Genomic DNA, 21542 nt, shown 5'->3' with positions numbered 1-21542 from the left:
GCCAGTGCTGGATTTATGCGAGCCAGCGCGTTAGTCAGGGGCGCGTTCTTTAGGCCTTGAGTTTGCGAGGGGCATCCAAGCCATGACTGAAGCCATCGTCCCAGCGTCGGGCGTCCTGCTCGGCCGCGCCCGTGTGCCGGGTTTCCAGTTTCCGCGCGTCGTGACCGTGCGCGACGGGGTCGTCTACGACATCACCGCCAAAACGGCGCCGACTTCGCGCGATGTGTGCGAGGGGGCTGATCCGGCGGGTTACGTCAAATCCGCGCCGGGCACGGCCATCGGTCCGCTGGCGCAGGTTCTCGAAAACAGCTGGGCAGAGAAGACAGACGCTACCCAGCCGTCGCTGCTCTCGCCCATCGACCTGCAGGCGGTAAAGGCCTCGGGCGTGACTTTCGTGGTGTCGCTGCTCGAGCGTGTCATCGAGGAACAGGCGCGGGGCGACAAGTCGCGCGCCGACGCGCTGCGCCAGGATATCCTGACGCTGGTGGGGACCAACCTTTCCGATCTCGTGCCGGGCTCGCCGGCGGCGATGAAGGTCAAGGAATCGCTGATCGCCAAGGGCGTGTGGAGCCAGTATCTCGAAGTCGGCATCGGGCCGGACGCCGAAATCTTCACCAAGTGCCAGCCGATGTCCTCGGTCGGGTACGGCGCCGATGTGGGTCTGCATCCGGTCTCGAGCTGGAACAACCCCGAGCCGGAAGTGGCCGTGGTGGTTTCGAGCGCCGGGACCATCGTGGGCGCGACGCTGGGCAACGACGTCAACCTGCGCGACGTCGAAGGCCGCTCCGCCCTGCTGCTGGGCAAGGCCAAGGACAACAATGCCTCCGCTTCCCTGGGGCCGTTCATCCGGCTGTTCGATGGCGAGTTCACCCTCGAGACGATCAAGAGCGCCGAACTGACCCTCAAGGTCGAGGGCGAGGACGGGTTCGTGCTCGACGGTCACTCGAACATGAGCCAGATCTCGCGCACGCCGGAATCGCTGGTGGCGGCGACCGTGGGGCGGCATCATCAGTATCCGGACGGGCTGGTGCTCTACCTCGGCACGATGTTCGCGCCGGTCAAGGATCGCGACGGGGTCGGCAAGGGGTTTACCCACAAGCTCAACGACGTGGTATCCATTTCCACCCCGAGCCTGGGCACGCTGAGCAATCGCGTCCGGCTTTCCACCGAATGCCCGCCCTGGACTTATGGCTCCAGCCACCTGCTGCGCGACCTGGCCAAGGCGGAACTGCTGTAACTTTAGGAGAGACATGATGGCCGAAATCTTCAAGAACCTGATCGACGGCGAATGGGTCGGCGAGGGCGAGAGCAAGAACATCAATCCCTCCAACACCGCCGATGTGGTTGGCGTTTACGCGCAGGCGACGGTGGAGGACACCAAGCAGGCCATCGCGGCCGCCAAGGCGGCATTCCCGAAATGGTCGCGCTCGGGCCTGCTGGAGCGCCACGCGATCCTTTCCAAGACCGCCCATGAAATCCTGGCGCGCAAGGAAGAACTCGGGCGCCTGCTCAGCCGCGAGGAAGGCAAGACGCTGCCCGAGGGCATCGGCGAGGTGACCCGCGCCGCGCAGATCTTCGAGTTCTTCGCCGGCGAGGCGCTGCGGCTCAATGGCGAGATCATCCCCTCGGTGCGTCCGGGCGTGGGCGTGGAAATCACCCGCGAAGCGGTTGGCGTGGTCGGCATCATCACGCCGTGGAACTTCCCGATCGCCATCCCGACCTGGAAGATCGCCCCGGCGCTCTGCCACGGCAACACCGTGGTCATCAAGCCGGCCGACCTGGTGCCTGGCTCGACCTGGGCGATCGTGGAAATTCTCCAGCGCGCGGGCCTGCCCAAGGGCGTGCTGAACCTGGTCATGGGCCGCGGCTCGGTGGTGGGCCAGACGATGCTCGACAGCCCGGATGTGGATGCCGTGACCTTCACGGGCTCGGTCGGCACGGGCAAGCGCGTGGCCGAAGCTTCGGTCAAGCTAATGCGCAAGTTCCAGCTCGAAATGGGCGGCAAGAACCCGACCATAGTGCTCGACGACGCCGACATGAAGGTTGCCGTCGAAAGCGTGGCGCAGAGCGCCTTCTTCTCGACTGGCCAGCGCTGCACGGCCTCCTCGCGCGTGATCGTGACGGAAGGCATCCACGACGCGTTCGTGGCCGCGCTGAGCGAACGCGTGCGTAGCCTCAAGGTGGACGATGCGCTCAAGGCCGGCACCGATATCGGGCCGGTGGTGGACGCCAGCCAGCTCAAGCAGGACACCGACTATATCGAGATCGGCAAGAAGGAAGGCGCCAAGCTTGCCGTGGGTGGCGAACTGGTCAAGTGCGACACCGAAGGCTTCTACCTGCAGCCGACGCTGTTCACGGAAGCCACCAACCAGATGCGGATTTCTCGCGAGGAGATCTTCGGGCCGGTGGCGGCGGTGATCCGCGTCAAGGATTACGAGGAAGCGCTCGCGACTGCGAACGACACGGAATTCGGGCTTTCAGCCGGTATCGTGACGACCTCGCTCAAGTACGCGACGCACTTCAAGCGCAACTCGGAAGCGGGCATGGTGATGGTCAACGTGCCGACGGCGGGCGTCGATTTCCACGTGCCGTTCGGCGGCCGCAAGGGCTCGAGCTACGGCCCCAAGGAACAGGGCACCTACGCCAAGGAGTTCTTCACGCAGGTGAAGACGGCCTATACCGCCGCCGGCTGAAACGGTAAAATTTGAATGGAATTTCGGGGCTCCGAAGCGTTTCGCTTCGGGGCCTTTTTTGTTGTGAGGCGTGATCGTGCAGGCGGGTTTCCCTCTTCGTTGTGGGGAGGGGACAGGGGTGGGGGTGAGGAGGGCGCGGAGTTTCTGGCTTACCCCCACCCTCTATCCCTCCCCACAAGGGGGAGGGAGGGGAGAGCTTTGTGAATGGGGCTCACCCCCTCCCGGCCTCCCCCGCAAGGGGGGAGGTGTTTCGATCCAGTTGTTGGTGAGCGGCTACTCCGCGCTCACCACCAGTTCCACGCGATCCGCAGCAAACCTCGTCATGGTGTATTGGAAGGCCACGCTGTCCTGGTCGCGGTTGACGTAGGTGCCTACGAGGAGCACGGCGCCGGGGGCGAGGCCCATCTGGTGGCTTTCGGAGGACTCGGCGTAGCGGGCCGAGATGCGGGTTTCCTGGCGGGTGTAGTCGGTGATGCCGGCGCGGCGGAGCGCGGCGGTCATCGAGCCCAGTTCGCGGAAGTCGTCGGCCAAGGCCGGGAAGCGGGTGGAGGGGCCGGTCCAGGTGGTGGCGCGGGTGAGGGGGCGGCCGTCGGCGAAGGAGAGGCTTTCCATACGCAATACGCGGGTTGCGGGTGTGAGGCCGAGGGCCTTGCTCACGGGAAGGGGCGGGGTCTCGATGCGGGATTCGAGGAGTTCGCCGTGGACGTCGCTGGCCTGGCCGGCGAGACCGGCGGAGAAGCGGGTGCGGCGGCCGATGGGGTAGCTGAGCCGCCGGGCGGCGCGGACGAAGCGGCCGCGGCCCTGTTCGGCGCGGACGATGCCTTCTTCCTCAAGCACCGCGAGAGCGCGGCGGACGGTGTGACGGTTGACGTCGAAGCGGGTTGCCAGCTCGCCTTCGGTGGGGAGCTTGCCGCCATCGATGAACCTGCCGCCGTTGATGTCGAGCCGGATGTCATCGGCCACGCGCCGCCAGAGTGCCACTCCACCACTCTTGTCTAGACTCTTTTCGCCTGTCATTCTTGCTTCACAAAACCAGCCTATCAGGGGCTTTGCATCATATAGTTGTCTAGTGAAATAGACAAGTGGAGGGCCGAGTGGCCGAGACGAGTTTGAAGAGCGAACGGGACGCCGAGCGGCAGCGGGTGATGGCGGCCCTGGCCGCTGCGCCGACGCGGGCGCTGGCGGAAATCTGGGATGAATGGGCCGACAAGCCGCAGACGCAGCGCGTGCGCGGGCCGGAAACCGGCCTTGTCATGGTGCGCGGGCGGACGGGCGGGGGCGGATCGCCCTTCAATCTCGGTGAAGCGACGGTGACACGGGCGACGGTGCGGCTCCCGGGTGGCGAGATCGGGCATTCCTATGCGCTCGGGCGCGATGGCGAGAAGGCGGTGGTTGCGGCCACGCTCGATGCGCTGTGGCAGACCGAGGCGCGGCAGCGCGTGATGGAAGCGGTCGCGTTGCTGGAGCAGGCGGCATCGGAGGCCGATGCGCAGCGCCGGGCCGAGACGGCGGCGACGCGCGTCAACTTCTTCACCATGGTGCGCGGAGAGGATTGATGGACAATCTCGTTCTCGATGGCGGGTTCGCGGACCTGGTCAAGGATTCCCAGTCGGTGTTCCGCTCCGTGATGGACGCGCTTTCGCGTCCGGGGCTCAGGCGGCCGATCGATGTGGAGGCGATGCCGCCGGCGCCGCTGTCGCCGGAAGTGGCGGCGGTCGCGCTGACGGTGGCCGATCACGACTGCCCGGTCTGGCTGGATGAGACGCTGGCGGGGTCGGAGGCCGTGGTGGCCTGGCTCAAGTTCCACACCGGGGCGCCGATCGTCGGCGATCCGCGCGAGGCGGATTTTGCGCTGGTGAGCGGGTGGGGGACGCTGCCGAGGCTCGACGCGTTTGCCATTGGAACCGATGAGTATCCGGATCGGTCGACGACGGTGGTGCTGGCGGTGGAGAGCTTTGAGGGCGCGGGGCGAACGATCACCGGGCCCGGCATCAAGGATACCGAGACGCTTGCGATTGCGGGCATCACCGAGGATTTCATCGCGCAGTGGGCGCTCAATCGGGAGCTGTTCCCGTGCGGCGTGGATGTGTTGTTCGCGGGCGCCGGCCAGGTGGTCGGGCTGCCGCGGACGACGCGGATTGTGGAGGCGTAGATGTACGTTGCCGTAAAGGGTGGCGAAGCCGCCATTGCCAATGCCCACAAGCTGCTTGCCGACCGTCGCCGTGGCGACCGCTCGGTGCCGGCGTTGCGGATCGACCAGATCGTCGAGCAACTGGGGCTGGCCGTCGATCGCGCCATGGGCGAGGGCTCGCTCTATGACCGCGAACTGGCCGCTCTGGCCATCATGCAGGCGCGGGGCGATCTGATCGAGGCGATCTTCCTCGTGCGCGCCTATCGCACGACGCTGCCACGCTTCGGCTATTCCAACCCCATCGATACCAGCGCCATGCTGGTCGAACGCCGCGTTTCGGCGACGTTCAAGGACCTGCCCGGCGGGCAGGTGCTGGGGCCGACCTTCGATTATACGCACCGCCTGCTCGACCCGGAGCTCGCCGCGGGCGCGGAGGTGGCCGAGCCCGATATGCAGGATGCGGGCGATACGGCCATGCCGCGCGTTACCGACCTCCTCGCCCACGAAGGGCTGGTCGAGCCCGATACCGGGTTCGGCAATGAAGGGGCCGAGGATGGCGAGATCGGCGACCTGACGCGCGAGCCGCTGCAATTCCCGCTCGACCGCGACCTGCGCCTGCAGGCGCTGGCGCGCGGCGACGAAGGGTTCCTGCTGGCGCTCGGCTACTCGACGCAGCGCGGCTATGGCCGCACCCACCCGTTCGTCGGCGAAATCCGCATCGGCGAGGTCGAGGTGGAGCTGGAAGTGGCGGAACTGGATTTTCCGCTCAAGCTCGGGCGCATCCGCGTCACCGAGTGCCAGATGGTCAACCAGTTCAAGGGCTCGGCCAATGTGCCGCCGCAGTTTACCCGGGGCTACGGGCTGGTGTTCGGGCAGGCCGAGCGCAAGGCCATGGCCATGTCGCTCTGCGACCGGGCGCTGCGGGCGCGCGAGCTCGACGAGGACATCGTGGCGCCGGCGCAGGACGAGGAATTCGTCATTTCCCATTCCGACAACGTGCAGGCCACCGGGTTCGTGGAGCACCTCAAGCTTCCGCACTACGTGGACTTCCAGGCCGAGCTGGACCTGATCCGGCGGCTGCGGGCCGAGCACGATGCGCGCGTGGCGCGGGACGAGATGCAGGAGGCAGCCGAATGAGCGGCGCGATTGCGAACTACAACTTTGCCTATCTGGACGAACAGACCAAGCGCATGATCCGCCGGGCGATCCTCAAGGCGATCGCCATTCCCGGCTACCAGGTGCCGTTCGCCAGCCGCGAAATGCCCATGCCCTATGGCTGGGGCACGGGCGGCGTGCAGGTGACGGCGGCGGTGATCGGGCCGGACGACGTGCTCAAGGTCATCGACCAGGGCGCGGACGACACGACCAATGCGGTCTCGATCCGGGCGTTCTTCGCCAAGACCGCCGAGGTGGCCACCACCACCCATACGAGGGACGCCACGATCATCCAGACGCGCCACCGCATTCCGGAGGTGCCGCTGAGCGAGGGCCAGATCCTCGTCTACCAGGTGCCGATCCCCGAGCCGCTGCGCTTCCTCGAGCCGCGCGAGACCGAGACGCGGAAAATGCATGCGCTCGAGGAATATGGGCTGATGTATGTGAAGCTCTACGAGGACATCGCCAAGCATGGCGAGATCGCCACGACCTATGCCTATCCGGTCAAGGTTGAGGGGCGCTACGTGATGGACCCGTCCCCGACCCCCAAGTTCGACAATCCCAAGATGCACATGACCGGGGCGCTTCAGCTGTTCGGGGCAGGGCGCGAGAAGCGGATCTATGCGGTGCCGCCCTATACGAACGTGGTCAGCCTCGACTTCGAGGACCATCCGTTCGAGGTGCAGAAATTCTCCGAGCCTTGCGCGCTGTGCGGGGCAACGGGCGTCTATCTCGACGAGGTGGTGCTCGATGACAGGGGCGGGCACATGTTCGTGTGCTCGGACACCGACCATTGCGAGGACCGGCGCGAGCACGGCCATCGCGGGGCCCTCGCGGGCCATGACCTTGAGGCTGCGCAATGAGCGACGAACCGCTGCTCCGGGTGACGGGGCTTTCCAAATATTACGGCTCGCGGCTGGGCTGCGCCGATGTCAGCTTCGAGCTCTATCCGGGCGAAGTGCTGGCCATTGTCGGGGAAAGTGGTTCGGGCAAGACGACGCTGCTCAATTGCCTGTCGACCAATCTCGAGCCGAGTTCCGGCCTGGCCGAATACAGGATGCGCGATGGCGTGTGGCGGAACCTCTATGAGCTTTCGGAAGCCGAGCGCCGGTTCCTGATGCGGACGGACTGGGGTTTCGTGCACCAGAACCCGGCCGATGGCCTGCGTATGACGGTTTCGGCCGGCGCCAATGTCGGCGAGCGGCTGATGGCGGTGGGCGACCGGCATTACGGACGCATCCGCGATACGGCCATCGACTGGCTCGGGCGCGTGGAGATCGCGGAGGATCGGATCGACGACCAGCCGCGTGCGTTTTCGGGCGGCATGCGGCAGCGGTTGCAGATCGCGCGGAATTTGGTCACCAATCCGCGGCTGGTGTTCATGGACGAGCCGACAGGTGGGCTGGATGTCTCGGTGCAGGCGCGGCTGCTGGATCTGCTCAGGTCGCTGGTGAGCGAGCTGGGGCTGGCGGCGATCGTTGTGACGCACGACCTGGCGGTGGCGCGGCTGCTTTCGCACCGGATGATGGTGATGAAGGACGGGCACGTGATCGAGGCAGGGCTGACGGACAGGGTGCTGGACGATCCGCGCGAGCCTTACACGCAGTTGCTCGTTTCTTCGATTTTGCAGGTGTGAGGATGACTGCTCTTCTTCAAGTCAAAAGCGTCGCCAAGACCTTCACCATGCACCTGCGCGGTGGCGTGGTGCTGCCGGTGGTGGATGGCGTCGATTTCGAGGTGAATGCCGGCGAATGCGTGGTGCTCGGCGGGCCATCGGGGGCGGGCAAGAGCTCGATCCTCAAGATGGTCTACGGCAATTATGCGGTGGATAGCGGCGAAATCCTGCTGATGCACGAGGGCGCGCCGGTGGACCTGGCCGCGGCTACCCCGCGCATGGTGCTGGCGCTGCGGCGCGACACCATCGGCTATGTCAGCCAGTTCCTGCGCACAGTACCGCGCGTATCGGCGCTGGACGTGGTGGCCGAGCCGCTGGTGGTGCGTGGCGTCGAGCACGAGGCGGCGCAGGTAAAGGCGCAGGAGCTGCTGGCGCGGCTCAACCTGCCGGAGCGACTGTGGGGTCTGCCGCCGGCGACGTTCTCGGGCGGCGAGCAGCAGCGGGTCAATATTGCGCGCGGGTTCATCACCGACCATTCGGTGCTGCTGCTGGACGAGCCGACGGCTTCGCTCGATGCCGCGAACCGGGCGATCGTGGTCGAGATGATCGCCGAGAAGAAGCGGGCAGGGACGGCGATGCTCGGAATTTTCCATGACGAGGATGTACGCAACGTGGTGGCGGACCGGATCGTGGATGTGACGGGGTTTGCGGCCAGGAAGGCGGCTTGAGCTTCCCCCACCCTTGTTCCCTCCCCACAAGGGGGAGGGAGACCTGCTGGCTCGATCGCGCCCCATCGCCTCCCTCCCCCTTGTGGGGCGGGATCGAGGGTGGGGGTGCGCCAAACATCAAGTTTCCCACGAGGATCTCAATGAAAAACCTCTCCGAACGTCCTTCCGTCCATCCGACCGCAGAGGTGCGGGCGTCCGAGCTTGGGCGCTATACGGAGGTGGGGGAGCGCAGTCATGTCTATGAGAGCGTGATCGACGACTACTCGTACCTGGTGCGCGATTGCGAGGTGTATTCGGCGCGGATCGGCAAGTTCTCCAACATTGCCAGCCATGTGCGGATCAACGCCACCAACCATCCGATCGAGCGGGCGACGCTGCATCACTTCACCTATCGCGCCGGGGACTATTTCGAGGATGCCGAGCACGAGGCGGAGTTCTTCGCCAGGCGCAAGGCGCGGGTGGTGACGATCGGGCACGATACCTGGATCGGGCACGGGACGACGATCCTGCCGGGGGTCACGGTGGGCGACGGGGCGGTGATCGGCTCGGGCGCGGTGGTGACCAAGGACGTGGCGCCCTACACCGTCGTCGGCGGCGTGCCGGCCAAGCTCATCAAGGAGCGGTTTTCGCAAAAGGTGGGCGAGCGGATGCAGAAGCTGGCCTGGTGGGACTGGAGCCATGCCGAACTGCGCGCGGCGCTCGAGGATTTCCGTTCGCTGACGGGCGAGGAGTTTCTGGTGAAGTATGGGGGGTGAGGCAGCCCCCACCCTTGTTCCCCCCCCACAAGGGGGGAGGGAGACCTGCTGGCTCGATCGCGCCCTATGCTTCCCTAGGGGAGATAGAGGGCGAGGATAGAGTGACTTATGCCTCGGCGTTGCCGGGGCTTTGTTTTTTGTCATAGAGGCCGAGAGGCCCGGAAATCCTCAGCGTTGGATTGTCACGGAAGTGTCGCGGGCCGTTCACGCCAGCTTCTTGATGGGGTCTTAGGGCTTCCTGCAATCAAGCGGGGAGCAGGCCATGCTCAGGATTGAAAACGTCACGCGCCGGTTCGGCAGCAAGGTCGCCGTCGAGAAGGTCGATATCGACATTCCGGCCGGGCAGATGGTCGGGGTGATCGGGCGGTCGGGCGCGGGCAAGTCCACGCTGCTGCGCATGATCAACCGGCTGATCGATGTCAGCGAAGGCACGATTTCCTTCGATGGCCTCAAGGTTTCCGAATTGAGGGGGCAGGCGCTGCGCGACTGGCAGCGCGACTGCGCCATGATCTTCCAGCAGTTCAACCTGGTGCCGCGGCTCGACGTGGTGACCAACGTGATGCTGGGGCGGCTCAATCGCCGCTCGACCGTGCAGTCGGTCCTCAAGATCTTCTCGCAGGAAGAACAGATGATGGCGCTCAAGGCGCTCGAGCGCCTCGATATCGCGCAGACCGCCATGCAGCGCGCCGGCACGCTTTCGGGCGGCCAGCAGCAGCGCGTGGCGATTGCACGGGCCCTGATGCAGGAGCCCAAGATGATCCTCGCGGACGAGCCCATCGCGTCGCTCGATCCGCGCAATGCCCAGGTGGTGATGGACTCGCTGCGCGACATCAACCGCAATGACGGGATCACGGTCATCACGAACCTCCACACGCTCGATACGGCGCGCAACTACTGCGAGCGCATCATCGGCATGCAGGGCGGGTGCGTGGTGTTCGACGGGACGCCCGACCAGCTCACGACCGATGTGGCGCGCCAGATCTACGGGGCCGACGGGCTCGACGAAGCGTTCTCGGAGGCGATGACCTCCACCAGCATCGAGCCGGCGAACAAGCCCAAGCGCAAGCGCAAGAACGCGGCCGACATCGTGGCGGCCAACCAGCTCGGCGAAGCCGGCGTCAGCCTGCCCAACTAACACTTTCAGGAATCCCGGACGAGACGACCCTCAGGCGGGACAACCGCAGGGCGGCGTTCGGCGAAACGACGAACAGGAGACAACCATGACTGCGTTCCGCAAAACCCTCCTGGCAGCCACTGCGCTCGCCATGCTCGCCACCTCCGCCTTCGCCCAGGACGTCACCGTCCTGCGCATCGGCCTGGATGGCTCGGAGAACGAAGCCGACCAGATGCGCAACGCCCAGTGCGTCGCCGACGAGCTCAAGGCCGCCACCGGCGTCGCCGAAGTGCAGCTCTTCCCCTCGCCGGACTATAACGGCGTGATCCAGGGCCTGCTCGGCGGGACCATCGACATCGCCGTGATGGGCGCCTCGTCCTATTCGGCCATCTACCTCAAGGACCCGAACGCGGTCGATCCGATCCTGACCACGGTCGGCGCCGACGGTTCGACCGGCTATTATTCGCTCATGGTCGCCCGCAAGGATTCCGGCTTCAAGACCGTGGCCGACCTCAAGGGCAAGAAGCTCGGCTTCGCCGACCCGGATTCGACCTCGGGCTACCTCGTCCCGAACGTCGCGCTGCCCAAGGACATCGGCGCGCCGATCAAGGAATTCTTCTCGGAGACCGGCTTCGGCGGCGGCCACGAGAACCTGGTGCTGGCCGTTCTTGACCACAAGTTCGACGCCGGCACCACGTTCGGCTCGGGCGTAGGTGACTGGGCCGAGGGCTATTCCTCGGGCAACCTGCACTCGATGGTCGCCAAGGGCATCCTGGACACCGACGATATCGTCGAACTCTGGCGCTCCCCGCTCATCCCGAACGGCCCGCTGATGGTCTCCAACAAGCTGCCCGAAGAGTGGAAGGGCAAGATCAAGGCCTTCTTCCAGGACCTGCCGAGCAAGGACCTCGCCTGCTTCCAGGGCTTCACCCAGGGCGAAAACAAGGGCTTCACCGAAGTGGACCCGAGCTTCTACCAGACCATCATCGACGCGCGTAAGTCGGTGATCGGCGGCTAATCCGCTTACCTCCAACTATCGACGGCGGTGCTCGGAGCGCCAGGTTCCCCCCGGGGATGGCGCTCCGTTTCGTTAGGCAACGGAGTCCGAAAAGTGGCGTCCACTTTTTCGGTCCGTTGCCCGGCGGGCACCGCCGTTTTTCTAAAAGGAGAGCGCCGTGGCCAATGCTGCCGACCACGCGACCCATTCGCTGAGCGAAGGGACGCAAACGGTCTATGACCACTACCGCCGCCAGGTGCGAACGCGCCGGATCTATACGCTGATCGCGCTGGTGGTGTTCCTCGCCATCCTTGCCGCCTCGCTCAATTTCGCGAACGCGGCCAATTCGGGCAAGTTCTTCGACAGACTGCCGTATTTCTTCGATTTCCTCAGGTCGTTCGTGCCGCGTGATCCGCTCGAGATCTTCCGCGCCATGTTCGATGTCGCGAGCCCCTATGCGGACGGCTCGCAGAAGTTCGACTACACGTCCGACCGCATCTGGGTCACTGACTGGTTCTACGTTCCCAACTATCTCTACCAGCTGATGGTGACCATCAACATCGCCCTGGTCTCGACCATCATCGGGGCGACGTTCGGGTTCCTGCTCTGCTTCTTCGCGGCCACCAACCTGATGGGCGCGGGCATCGCGCGGTTCGTGGTGCGGCGCGTGCTCGAAGTGCTGCGCGCCTTTCCCGAGATCGTGGTGGCGGGGCTGCTGACGGCGATCCTTTCCATCGGGCCGATCGCGGCCATCGTGGCGGTTTCGCTCCACACCATCGGGGCGCTGGGCAAGCTGTTCTACGAAGTGGTCGAGAACGCCGACATGAAGGCGGACGAAGGGCTGCGGGCCGTGGGGGGCAACTGGGTGGAGCGCGTGCGGTTCGGCATCGTGCCGCAGGTGCTGCCCAATTTCGTCTCCTACACATTGCTGCGCGCCGAGATCAACGTGCGCGCCTCCACCATTATCGGCGCGGTCGGCGGCGGCGGCATCGGGGAGGCGTTCCGGCTCTCCATCGGGCGCGACCATGCGGCCAAGACCTACGCGATCGTGCTGCTGCTGCTGGTGACGATCATCGCGGTGGATCAGTTCTCGGCCTGGCTGCGGCGCAGGCTTGTGGGCAAGCAAGCCTTCGATTTCGGGGCATAGGAGACGCGCCATGGCACAACTGGCCCTGACCGATATCGAGCGCGAAACGCTCAAGGCGAATTATCCGGCGGTCTTCGAGAAGAGCTTCTGGCAGCGGCACGGCATCGCCATCGGGGTGGCGGTGACGGTGGTCTACCTCGCCTTCTGCTTCGTCTTCTTCAACGTGGGTTCGGTGATCTCGGAAGGGCGCTGGGACCGGGCGGGCGCCTATCTCCAGGACTGGTATTCCTGGCGCGCCCAGCCGCGGCTCAAGCTTGCGCCGGGCGAACCGGTCGAGATCGCCTGGAACAGCCGGGCGCAATACCGGACCGACGAGCCCATCGACTGGCTCTTCACCAACCCCGACGGGAGCGTGACGGCGACCTTCGGCAGCGACGCCGACCGGATCGTGGTGACGCCGGAAGTGGTGACGGTCTATCTGGGCGGCACGCCACACGAGGTGACCCTCGGGCCTGACGGGGCGACGATGCCGCAGGACGCGCCGGGCGCCATGACGTTCAAGACCGACAAGGTGCTGGTGGATTTCGGCTTCGCCGGCTCGGCTGAGATCCGGGGGACGCAGGTCTATATCCAGAGGCGGTTCCTGGGCTGGGCGAATTTCTGGTTCGACACCAAATCCGCCTTCTGGGGCATGGGCCTGCCGCAGGTGGTCTGGACGATCGTGGCCGGTGAGCGGATCGACCCGAACATGTCCAACCTCGAGCTGGCGTGGGACGACTTCCTCGGCAACAGCGTCTGGCAGCACGCCGACATTCTTTCCAAGCTCGGCCAGACGATCGTCATGGCGTTCGTCGGCACGCTGCTGGGAACGCTGGTGGCAGCGCCCCTGGCCTTCATCGCGGCGCGCAACATCACGCCCAATGCGGCGGCCAACTGGATGATGAAGCGCATATTCGACCTCCTGCGCTCGATCGACATGCTGATCTGGGCGCTGTTCTTCACGCGCAGCTTCGGGCCGGGGCCGATCCCGGGCATCGCGGCGATCTTCTTCACAGACACCGGCGCGCTCGGAAAGGTCTATGCGGAGGCGCTCGAGAATATCGACGACAAGGAACGCGAGGGCGTCAAGTCGGTGGGGGCGCACATGCTCACGGTGCAGCGCTACGGGGTGGTGCCGCAGGTGCTGCCGGTCTTCATCTCGCAGTCGCTTTATTTCTGGGAGAGCAATATCCGCTCGGCGACGGTCATCGGCGCGGTGGGCGCGGGCGGTATCGGCCTCAAGCTGCTCGAAGCCATGAAGACCAATGCGGATTGGGACAAAGTGGCCTATATGGTTGTGCTCATCCTTATTGTGGTCTTTGTTTTCGACAATATTTCCAACGCTTTGCGCTCACGGCTTATCGGAGCGAAGCACTGAGTGGGCCTGATGACCGAAGTTGTGCTGACAAATGCACGGATCGTGCTGGGAGACGAAGTGCGCGAGGGCTCGGTCCTCGTGCGGGACGGGGTGATCGCCGATATTGGCGCCAATGGCGCGGTGGGCGAGGACCTGGGCGGAGACTACCTGGTGCCGGGCCTGGTGGAACTGCATACCGACCATATCGAGCCGCATTTCGCGCCGCGCCCGGGCGTGCGCTGGAATGCAACCGCCGCGTTGCAGGCCCATGACGCGCAGATCGCGGCGGCAGGGATCACGACGGTGTTCGACGCGCTGCGCGTGGGGGTCTACAGCGAGACCATCACGGTCTCCGACATGCGGCTGCTGGGCGACGCCATCGCCTCGGCCAAGGCCGAGGACCGGTTGCGGGCGGATCACCTGATCCACCTGCGCTGCGAGGTTTCGGCGCCCGAATGCGCCGGGGAATTCGAAGCGTTCAAGCACGACCCCAATGTGCGGCTGATCTCGATGATGGACCACGCGCCAGGGCAGCGCCAGTTCGCCTCGATCGAGGCCTACCGGGTCTATCACATGGGCAAATCCAAGAAGACGCTGGCCGAGTTCGAGGCGTTCTGCGCCCGGCGCGTCAAGGAATCGGAGGCGAATGCGCCGGGCAACCGGGTGGCGATCGCCCAGTTCTGCCAGGAGCACGGCGTGACCATGGCGAGCCATGACGACGCCACGGTCGAGCACGTGGAGGAATCCATGCGGTTCGGCGTCAAGGTGGCAGAGTTCCCCACGACGATGGACGCGGCGCGGGCCTCGCACGAGGCCGGGCTGGCGGTGTTGATGGGCGCGCCCAATATCGTACGTGGTGGCTCGCATTCGGGCAACATCTCGGCGGGGGCGCTGGCCGAGGCGGGACTCCTCGATATCCTGTCGTCCGACTATGTGCCGGTGAGCCTGATGCATGCCGCGTTCAAGCTGGGCGAGAGCATCGCCTTGCCGGAGGCGCTGGCGCTGGTATCGCGCAATCCGGCGGCGGCGTTGGGGCTTGAGGATCGCGGCGAGATCGCGGTCGGCAAGCGGGGCGACCTGGTGCAGGTGCGGATGGCCGACGGGGTGCCGGTGGTGCGCAAGGTCTTCCGTGAGGGAACGCGGGTGGCCTAGGCGCGATTGGGGCCTGCCGAGGCTGGACAGACAGCCTGTTCCGTGGTCGACAGTGGCATCGCTTTTTCCTGTCCCAGGACCGCCTCATGACCATCTCGCTCAAGCAAGTTGCCCTTCCCGATTTCGGTGCGCTGGGGGACCAGCCGCAGGTGCCTGCTTCGGTCTATGAGGCGCGGGCGCGGGCGGCCTATGACGGGGCGGGCATGGACTGGCTGGCGGTCTATGCCGATCGCGAGCATTTCGGGAACATCGTCTTCCTCACCGGGTTCGAGCCGCGGTTCGAGGAGGCATTCCTGCTGCTGGGACCGGGCGGCAAGCGCGTGCTGATCACCGGCAACGAATCGGAGAGCTATGCGGCGCTGGCCGTTCTGCCGGACCTGACGGTGCTGCGCGCGCAGTCGCTCAGCCTGATGGCGCAGGACCGCACGCAGGAGCCGCGCCTCGCCGACCGGCTGCGCGATGCCGGGATCAAGGCCGGCGACAGCGTGGGGCTGGTCGGCTGGAAGTACCTCGAAGCTGAAGAAGACGAGGACGCGGCCAGCGGCTTTTACGTGCCTGCGGTCTATTCGAGGATGTTCGAGCGCATCGTGGGCGCGGAGGGCAAGGTCGTGGACGCGACGCGCGTGCTGATGCACCCGGAGATGGGCCTGCGCGCGGTGATCGATGTCGACCAGATCGCGGCCTTCGAATGGGCGGCGGCGCGGTGCTCGACCATGCTCTGGGATATCGTCAGGGGCGTGCGCGAGGGCGACAGCGAGTTCGACGCGGTGAGCCGCATGGGCTACGCGGGCGATCCGCTCAACGTGCATACCATGTTCGCTTCGGCCAGCGCGGGCGAGGGCATCATCGGGCTGCGCAGCCCGACGGCGCGCAAGCCGCGGCGCGGCGACGGGGTGACCACGGCCATCGGCATGTGGGGAGCTCTCTCCTCGCGCGCCGGGCTGTTCGACGAGGCGAACGAGGACTTCCTCGTGCCGGCCAAGGCCTATTTCGAGGCGCTGGTGACCTGGTACGAGACGGCCGATATCGGGGTGGCGGGCGGCGATCTCCATGCCGCGGTCGTGGGCAAGCTGGCCGAGGGCGGGCTCAAGTCGGCGCTCAATCCCGGGCACCTGACGGGCCACGAGGAATGGATGCATTCGCCGGTGCGGCCGGGCTCGCGCGAGAAGCTGCGCTCGGGCATGCCGTTCCAGATCGACGTGATCCCGACGCCGATGAAGGCGGGATGGGCGCTCAACTGCGAGGACCCGGTGACGCTGGCCGACGCGGTGCTGCGCGCCGAGCTCAAGACCAAGTATCCGGCGGTGGCCGAGCGCATCGAGAAGCGCCGCGCCTTCATGCGCGACGAACTGGGGGTGGACGTCAAGGCGAACATCCTGCCGCTCTCCTCGACCCCCCTCTACCTGCCCCCGTTCTGGCTCAAGGCAGACAACGTGCTGGTGCGGGGCTAAGAGCCCCGCCTAGAGCACGGGGCCGAGCATGGCGATAGTGTTGTTCCAGAGGCGCCGGCGACGGGGCCAGCGGGCAACGTCGGGCGCGGTGACCGGCACGGACGCCGCCAGGTAGACCTGCTGGCGGGCGCGGATCTCGGCCGTCAGGTCGGGATCGTAGAGCAGGATGTTGTTCTCGAAGTTCAGCTCGAAACTGCGCCGATCGATATTGGCCGAGCCGATGAGGCTGATGTCGCCGTCCACCGTCATGGTCTTGGAGTGGAGCAGGCCGCCCACGTATTCGTAAATCCTGACCCCGGCATCGAGCAGTTCCTCGTAATAGGAATGGCTGGCCGCCGAGACGATCCAGCTGTCGTTGCGCTGGGGCACGATGAAGGTGGTTTCCACGCCGCGGTAGGCGCAGGCGCACAGGGCTGCCTGAATGGTTTCGTCAGGGACGTAGTAGGGCGTGGTGACGATGAGTTCGTTGCGCGCCGCGTTGATGACGGAATCGAAGATTTCGGGCATGGCCGAGGGGCGCACCATGGCGCCGGTGCCGATGACCTGGGCGACGACGGGGCCGTGCGTTGGCGGCAGCGGGGCATCGATCAGGGCGCTGATGTCGTCGCAGCCGTGGCCCATCCAGTCGGTCGCGAACAGGTGCTGGTTCTGGCGCACCACCGGCCCTTCCCAGCGCGTCATGATATCGACCCAGGGCGCGAATTTCGGTTTGACCGCGAAGGCGGCGTCGGCGCAGTTCTGGCTGCCGCAATAGGTGATGGCGTTGTCGATGACGACGATCTTGCGGTGGTTGCGCATGTCGATGCGGCCCCAGAGGGCCGAGATCGGCGGGTTGCTGACGGGCAGGGCACGGGCGAGCATGACGCCGGCATTGGCCATGGCCTTCCAGTGTTCGGAACGGATCATGGCGCGCGAGCCGAAATCGTCGGCCATGACGCGGCAGGTGACGCCCCGGGCCGCGGCGCGCTTGAGGGCCTCGACGACCCTGAGGCCATTGTCGTCGGCCAGCCAGATGTAGAAGAGCACATGGACGTTGGCGGTGGCGGCGTCGATATCCTCGACCATGCGGGCGATGGTGGCGTCGGAATCGGCGAGAAGTTCTGCCCGGTTGCCACCTGAGGAGGGATAGCCGTTGATGGACATGCCGGCCCGGAAGAGCGGCACGTAGCGCTCGGGCGGGTTGCCCTCGTGGCGGGGCGGGCGGGGCAGTTCCTCGATGACCCGTCGTTTACGCTCCGAGCGGGTACGCCCGATATTGGTTTCGCCCACGAGCACATAGGCCGCCATGCCGACGACCGGGGCGATCAGCATGACCATGACCCAGGCGAGGCGCGAGACCGGCTGCCGGTAGGGGCGGAGCAGGGCCCGGGCAATGAAGAAGACCTGCAGGGCGAGGTAGACCGCAGCGAGCAGGTAGGCCAGGAGAGGCGTCTCGACGGTCATCGGCCGGCCGCCAAAGCCCGGCGGATGGTGCCGCGCAGGACGAGCGAGGAGAGCAGCGAGCCGAGCACCATGCCGACGACCAGCCCGACCGCCAGGGCAATGGCGAGGTAGAGGACGGCCTCCGACGCGATGCCCGCGAGGGTGGCCTCGGCGGCGTGTATCTCGTCTGCAAGCGCGGCGGCGAGGGACTTGCCGGCATCGTCCACCGCCTTGGTCACGGCTTCGGTGACGGGATGATCGGCAGCAGGGGCAGCCGGGGCCGTCTCCTGGGCGAAGGCCAGCGCGGGCAGGAAGGCCAGGAAAGCGGCAAACAGGATCGGCAGGATACGGGGCAGGGACATGGGTTCCCCCTCTGGATGCGCCGTGGGCGAACGGCGTCCGCGACCATGCGTGGTCCGGTGCCTGCCCGGCGCCGGGGAGGATAGCCAAGGCGCCGCGATTGGGAAAGTCATCCCATTGACGGGACGTGGATTTTCAGCGGCTTGCTTTGTGCGCGGCAGCGGCCAATAGTGAAGTGGCCGTGGAGGGTATGTAGGATGCTGCGTTTTATTGTCGTGACTATCCTAGAACTTGCCGCAAATGCTATCGGATTGCTGGTGGCGGCGTGGTTGCTGCCCGGATTTCAGATCAACTGGCTCGGCTTCCTGACAGCGCTGGTGATCTTTACCATCGCCAAGTTCATCCTGGGCCCGCTGATCTTCAAGCTGAGTTTCCAGTATGCGCGCGCGCTCAATGGCGGGGTGGCGCTGGTGGTGACGTTCGTAGGGCTGTGGGTGACCACGTGGCTGACCAACGGGCTGACCATAGACGGGCTGACGACCTGGATCCTGTCATCGCTGATCGTGTGGCTGGCGGGCGTCCTGGCGTCGCTGGTGCTGCCGCTGTTCCTGTTCAAGAAGATCCTCTCGAACCGCAGCGACACGCCGCGCACGCCGCCGATCCCGCCGATCGCCTGAGCGGGTCAGATCGCGACCAGCCCCTCGCGCAGGAGCATGGCGACCGCGTCGGCGCGGTTGTCGGCGCCGAGCTTTTCGAGAATGGCGGTGACGTGGAACTTGGCCGTGTGCACCGATATGACAAGCGTGCGGGCGATGACCTTGTTGGACGCGCCATCGACGAGAAGGGTGGCGACCTGGCGTTCGCGCGGGCTCAGGTGCGGGGGCTCGCCCTGGCGGCGCGGCTGCACGCTGTGCGGCTCAAGGTGATAGCCGGCGGCAAGCAGCATCACGGCAGCGATGATGAGATCGGGATCGGCGCCCGCCACGGCGTCGCGGCCCTCGGCCCCCGCGCCCACGCGTAGGATCGCGGCGCCGGGCGCGGTGGTTTCGGCCAGGTCAGTGACGATGACGGCTGCCTCCTCGGGGACGACCTCGAGGAGGGCTTCGCCGGTTTCGAGGCGCTCGCGCAGACGGGCGGCCAGGTCGGCATCTTCGAGCAGAAGGCCGACCGTTCGTTCGTGCACGGGCTCGTCAGCGGCGCGGGCGTTCGCCGATGCGAGCGTCGATATCGAGTGCATTGCCACCTCTCTGGATGCCGATCTTCGCAGTGGAGCCGATGGCCGTCTGCGCCAGGCGCGTGGAGACGTCGCGCACCGAGGCGATGGGCTCGCCATTCCATGTGGTGACGATGTCCCCGATGAGGAAGCCCGCGGCTTCCGCAGGCCCTTCGGGCTCGACCCCCACGATGACCGCGCCATCACCCTGGCCAGTGGGGTGCAGGCTCACGCCCAGGTAGCCGTGGGGGATGTAGCCCTTGTCGGAAAGAACGGCGACGACCCGGGCAATGGTGGCGGCAGGAATGACGAGGGTACGCCCGCGCGGGCCGGTGACGGCCATGCCGATCAACCCGCCGTCGGCGGCGACGGCCGCTCCGCCTTCAAGGCGCCGGGAATGGCGCAGGGCCAGCGCGACGCGCGCATCGATGTCGCCGCCGCGCATGCTGCGCCAGGCGGGCCCCACTTCGGAAACGAGCGCCATGGCGGGGAGGGGCGAATGATCGCCGCGCCCGACGAGGAAGGCGAGGGCTCCGGGGCGGGGCGTTTCGGCACTGCGCCAGGCCTCGCCCTCGCCGGTTTCGGCCTTGAGAAGGGCGATGTCGGTGGTGGCGTCGCGCCCGACAAGGGTGGCGGATACCAGCTTGCCATCGGGCAGGAGGGCTTCGAAATCGGTGCGATCCTCGAGAGTGTCCTGGGCGGTGACGATGAGGCCGGGGCTCCAGAGGATGGCGCTCTGCGGCCGGCTGGCCGGGCCGCGCAGCGCGAGGACGCGCGTGGCGGTGGCGGCGACCAGATCGGCGGACTGGCTGGAAAGATCGATGAGGGCGGACATGGCAATTCCTTTCGAGACGGCTCGAAAGTGGCCCCGCCCAGCGCCGAGCGAAAGCTGCCCATCCAGGCAGGTGTGGTCGCGGCAGGAGGCACCCATATCGGGGAGCGGAAGGATGGACTGCCAGATGCTCGATATGATCAGCCCGGACCAAAGACTGCTCGATGAATATTCGGACCGCGTAGCGGGAGTGGCCGAAACGGTCGGCCCTGCCGTGGCGATGGTCAGCGTGGGAAACCGCGGACACGGCTCGGGCGTGGTGGTTTCGCCCGACGGCCTGGTGGTGACCAATGCCCATGTGGTGGGCGAAGCGAAATCGGCCCAGATCGCGCTATCGGACGGAAGCAAGCTGACCGGCCCGGTGTTGGGCTCCGACCCCGATACCGATATCGCGGTGATCCGCGCTGATGGTAGCGGGCTGGCGGTGGCGCGGCTGGGCGACAGCGGCGCGTTGCGGCGCGGGCAGATCGCGGTGGCGATCGGCAACCCGCTGGGGTTCGAATCCACGGTGACGGCGGGGGTGATCTCGGCGCTGGGGCGCAGCCTGCGCTCGCCGAGCGGGCGGCCCATCGAGGACGTGATCCAGACCGACGCGGCGCTCAACCCGGGCAATTCGGGCGGGGCGCTGGTGGAAAGCGGCGGCAGCGTGGTGGGGATCAATACCGCCATCATCGCGGGGGCGCAGGGCATCTGCTTTGCGGTGGCGAGCAATACGGTGCTGCACGTGCTCAGCGAAATCCTGCAGCATGGCGGGGTGCGCCGCGCCTATCTGGGACTGGCCGCCGATACGGTATCGCTGCCGCGCCGGGTGGCCGAAGCGGCCGGCACAGGCGCTGCGAGCGCGGTGGTGCTGCACTCGATCGTGCCGGGCGGCCCGGCCGACAAGGCGGGGCTGGTACAGGGCGACGTGCTGATTGCGCTCGATGGCCGGCCCGTGACGGGGCCGGGCGTGCTGCTGCGCATGATGACGGCCGAAGCGATCGGGCATGAGGCGGTGCTGCGCGTGCTGCGGCAGGGTCGGCTGATCGAGGTCAAGGTGACGCTGACGCAACGGGCAAGCTAGACCGCTGCGCAGACCGCCAGCGGCATCTTCACTTGGGGTTCGGCGCCGCTGACGGTCTCGCGCACGGTGCTGGTGTCCCATGCACGGGACAGCGCCAAAGGGTATCCGAGTATAACTCGGGTCATACGGCGACTCCCATGGAAAGTCGCCGCCGCCCCCCTACGACCCCATCCATCCGTGAAGATAGGAGAAGTGGGGAGGCCGAAACAGTAGACAGGGTGGGCTATGTGGAAATCCTAGCGCTCGATGACGGTGCGTCCGGTCAGGGTCACCAGATGGGTTTCCCCGGCGGTATCTATCCATCCCTTGGCCTCCAGTCGCCGCAGCATATCGGGCAGCGGACGATAGCCAGGTTCGTTGCAAATTCGGAAAAGCGCCTGGATTTCGGCAGGCAGCGGGCCCTCGAGCACAGCATCGCGCGACAGCATGAGATCTCCT

23 protein-coding genes are annotated in these 21542 nt (G+C 66.3%); 17 read left to right on the top strand and 6 right to left on the bottom strand.

The genetic code is table 11. The features are described from left to right. Window positions 1–82: 82 nt before the first annotated feature. A complete protein-coding gene (locus tag FNA67_RS15525) occupies window positions 83–1237 on the top strand; it encodes a fumarylacetoacetate hydrolase family protein (protein WP_147656786.1) in 1155 nt (384 codons plus the stop codon). Window positions 1238–1253: 16 nt separating this feature from the next. Beyond that, complete coding sequence (locus FNA67_RS15520) at window positions 1254–2693, top strand: aldehyde dehydrogenase family protein (RefSeq protein ID WP_147656784.1); 1440 nt, start codon at window positions 1254–1256, stop codon at window positions 2691–2693. Window positions 2694–2966: 273 nt separating this feature from the next. Here FNA67_RS15520 and phnF read toward each other — a convergent pair whose 3' ends face one another. Further along, window positions 2967–3674 carry a phosphonate metabolism transcriptional regulator PhnF gene (gene phnF / locus FNA67_RS15515; RefSeq protein ID WP_244616363.1) on the bottom strand — a complete coding sequence of 236 codons (708 nt, stop codon included), beginning with the start codon at window positions 3672–3674 and terminating at the stop codon, window positions 2967–2969. 113 nt (window positions 3675–3787) lie between these two features. On the opposite strand from phnF, the gene phnG reads away from it, so the two are divergent. The 13 genes from phnG (at window position 3788) to FNA67_RS15450 (ending at window position 16274) form a co-directional block, all read left to right on the top strand. Continuing rightward, window positions 3788–4249, top strand: a complete 462-nt coding sequence (phnG, locus tag FNA67_RS15510; RefSeq protein ID WP_280176964.1) for a phosphonate C-P lyase system protein PhnG — start codon at window positions 3788–3790, stop codon at window positions 4247–4249. After that, a complete protein-coding gene (gene phnH / locus FNA67_RS15505; RefSeq protein ID WP_147656780.1) occupies window positions 4249–4845 on the top strand; it encodes a phosphonate C-P lyase system protein PhnH in 597 nt (198 codons plus the stop codon). Before phnG ends, phnH begins: the two co-directional genes overlap by 1 nt. Continuing rightward, on the top strand, window positions 4846–5961 hold the full coding sequence (locus FNA67_RS15500) for a carbon-phosphorus lyase complex subunit (RefSeq protein ID WP_049706010.1): 1116 nt from the start codon (window positions 4846–4848) through the stop codon (window positions 5959–5961). After that, entirely contained in the window at window positions 5958–6842 is an 885-nt protein-coding gene (locus FNA67_RS15495; protein ID WP_147656778.1) for an alpha-D-ribose 1-methylphosphonate 5-phosphate C-P-lyase PhnJ, read from the top strand. Before FNA67_RS15500 ends, FNA67_RS15495 begins: the two co-directional genes overlap by 4 nt. Next, a complete protein-coding gene (gene phnK, locus FNA67_RS15490; protein ID WP_147656776.1) occupies window positions 6839–7615 on the top strand; it encodes a phosphonate C-P lyase system protein PhnK in 777 nt (258 codons plus the stop codon). The genes FNA67_RS15495 and phnK overlap by 4 nt, the downstream gene beginning before the upstream one ends. Before the next feature lie 2 nt (window positions 7616–7617). Further along, window positions 7618–8322 carry a phosphonate C-P lyase system protein PhnL gene (gene phnL / locus FNA67_RS15485; protein WP_147656774.1) on the top strand — a complete coding sequence of 235 codons (705 nt, stop codon included), beginning with the start codon at window positions 7618–7620 and terminating at the stop codon, window positions 8320–8322. Window positions 8323–8462: 140 nt separating this feature from the next. After that, window positions 8463–9077, top strand: coding sequence for a DapH/DapD/GlmU-related protein (locus tag FNA67_RS15480; protein WP_147656772.1), 615 nt, complete (start codon window positions 8463–8465; stop codon window positions 9075–9077). A 262-nt stretch (window positions 9078–9339) separates the two neighbouring features. Beyond that, the gene (gene phnC, locus FNA67_RS15475; RefSeq protein ID WP_147656770.1) at window positions 9340–10212 is read left to right on the top strand and encodes a phosphonate ABC transporter ATP-binding protein; all 873 of its coding nucleotides are present in this window, start codon (window positions 9340–9342) and stop codon (window positions 10210–10212) included. An 85-nt stretch (window positions 10213–10297) separates the two neighbouring features. Beyond that, complete coding sequence (phnD, locus tag FNA67_RS15470) at window positions 10298–11209, top strand: phosphonate ABC transporter substrate-binding protein (RefSeq protein WP_049706004.1); 912 nt, start codon at window positions 10298–10300, stop codon at window positions 11207–11209. Window positions 11210–11399: 190 nt separating this feature from the next. After that, the gene (phnE, locus tag FNA67_RS15465; protein ID WP_371874372.1) at window positions 11400–12335 is read left to right on the top strand and encodes a phosphonate ABC transporter, permease protein PhnE; all 936 of its coding nucleotides are present in this window, start codon (window positions 11400–11402) and stop codon (window positions 12333–12335) included. Window positions 12336–12345: 10 nt separating this feature from the next. Then, on the top strand, window positions 12346–13692 hold the full coding sequence (gene phnE / locus FNA67_RS15460; protein WP_147656768.1) for a phosphonate ABC transporter, permease protein PhnE: 1347 nt from the start codon (window positions 12346–12348) through the stop codon (window positions 13690–13692). 6 nt (window positions 13693–13698) lie between these two features. Further along, window positions 13699–14823, top strand: a complete 1125-nt coding sequence (locus FNA67_RS15455) for an alpha-D-ribose 1-methylphosphonate 5-triphosphate diphosphatase (protein WP_147658214.1) — start codon at window positions 13699–13701, stop codon at window positions 14821–14823. A gap of 86 nt (window positions 14824–14909) precedes the next feature. Then, window positions 14910–16274 (top strand): M24 family metallopeptidase, encoded by a 1365-nt coding sequence (locus FNA67_RS15450; RefSeq protein ID WP_147656766.1) that lies wholly within the window; start codon window positions 14910–14912, stop codon window positions 16272–16274. 9 nt (window positions 16275–16283) lie between these two features. Here the strand turns inward: FNA67_RS15450 and cls are convergent, their stop codons facing one another. Together cls and FNA67_RS15440 are read right to left on the bottom strand one after the other, a co-directional pair. Next, window positions 16284–17717 carry a cardiolipin synthase gene (gene cls, locus FNA67_RS15445; protein WP_147656764.1) on the bottom strand — a complete coding sequence of 478 codons (1434 nt, stop codon included), beginning with the start codon at window positions 17715–17717 and terminating at the stop codon, window positions 16284–16286. Further along, window positions 17714–18058, bottom strand: coding sequence for a hypothetical protein (locus tag FNA67_RS15440; RefSeq protein ID WP_147656762.1), 345 nt, complete (start codon window positions 18056–18058; stop codon window positions 17714–17716). The genes cls and FNA67_RS15440 overlap by 4 nt, the downstream gene beginning before the upstream one ends. Window positions 18059–18253: 195 nt before the next feature. Between FNA67_RS15440 and FNA67_RS15435 the strand changes: the two genes are divergently transcribed. Beyond that, window positions 18254–18673: a phage holin family protein gene (locus FNA67_RS15435; protein ID WP_049705998.1), complete on the top strand. Its 420-nt coding sequence runs from the start codon at window positions 18254–18256 to the stop codon at window positions 18671–18673. Between the two features lie 5 nt (window positions 18674–18678). Here FNA67_RS15435 and FNA67_RS15430 read toward each other — a convergent pair whose 3' ends face one another. Together FNA67_RS15430 and FNA67_RS15425 are read right to left on the bottom strand one after the other, a co-directional pair. Beyond that, a complete protein-coding gene (locus FNA67_RS15430) occupies window positions 18679–19233 on the bottom strand; it encodes a helix-turn-helix transcriptional regulator (RefSeq protein ID WP_147656760.1) in 555 nt (184 codons plus the stop codon). Next, complete coding sequence (locus FNA67_RS15425) at window positions 19187–20044, bottom strand: S1C family serine protease (protein WP_170267330.1); 858 nt, start codon at window positions 20042–20044, stop codon at window positions 19187–19189. Before FNA67_RS15425 ends, FNA67_RS15430 begins: the two co-directional genes overlap by 47 nt. Before the next feature lie 124 nt (window positions 20045–20168). Between FNA67_RS15425 and FNA67_RS15420 the strand changes: the two genes are divergently transcribed. Then, window positions 20169–21104: a S1C family serine protease gene (locus FNA67_RS15420; RefSeq protein WP_147656756.1), complete on the top strand. Its 936-nt coding sequence runs from the start codon at window positions 20169–20171 to the stop codon at window positions 21102–21104. A gap of 236 nt (window positions 21105–21340) precedes the next feature. Here FNA67_RS15420 and FNA67_RS15415 read toward each other — a convergent pair whose 3' ends face one another. After that, a complete protein-coding gene (locus tag FNA67_RS15415; RefSeq protein WP_147656754.1) occupies window positions 21341–21532 on the bottom strand; it encodes a hypothetical protein in 192 nt (63 codons plus the stop codon). Between the last annotated feature and the right edge of the window lie 10 nt (window positions 21533–21542).

The organism is Youhaiella tibetensis (assembly GCF_008000755.1).
In the GTDB taxonomy this organism is placed as follows: domain Bacteria; phylum Pseudomonadota; class Alphaproteobacteria; order Rhizobiales; family Devosiaceae; genus Paradevosia; species Paradevosia tibetensis.
This window is presented reverse-complemented; position numbering and strand designations above follow the sequence as displayed.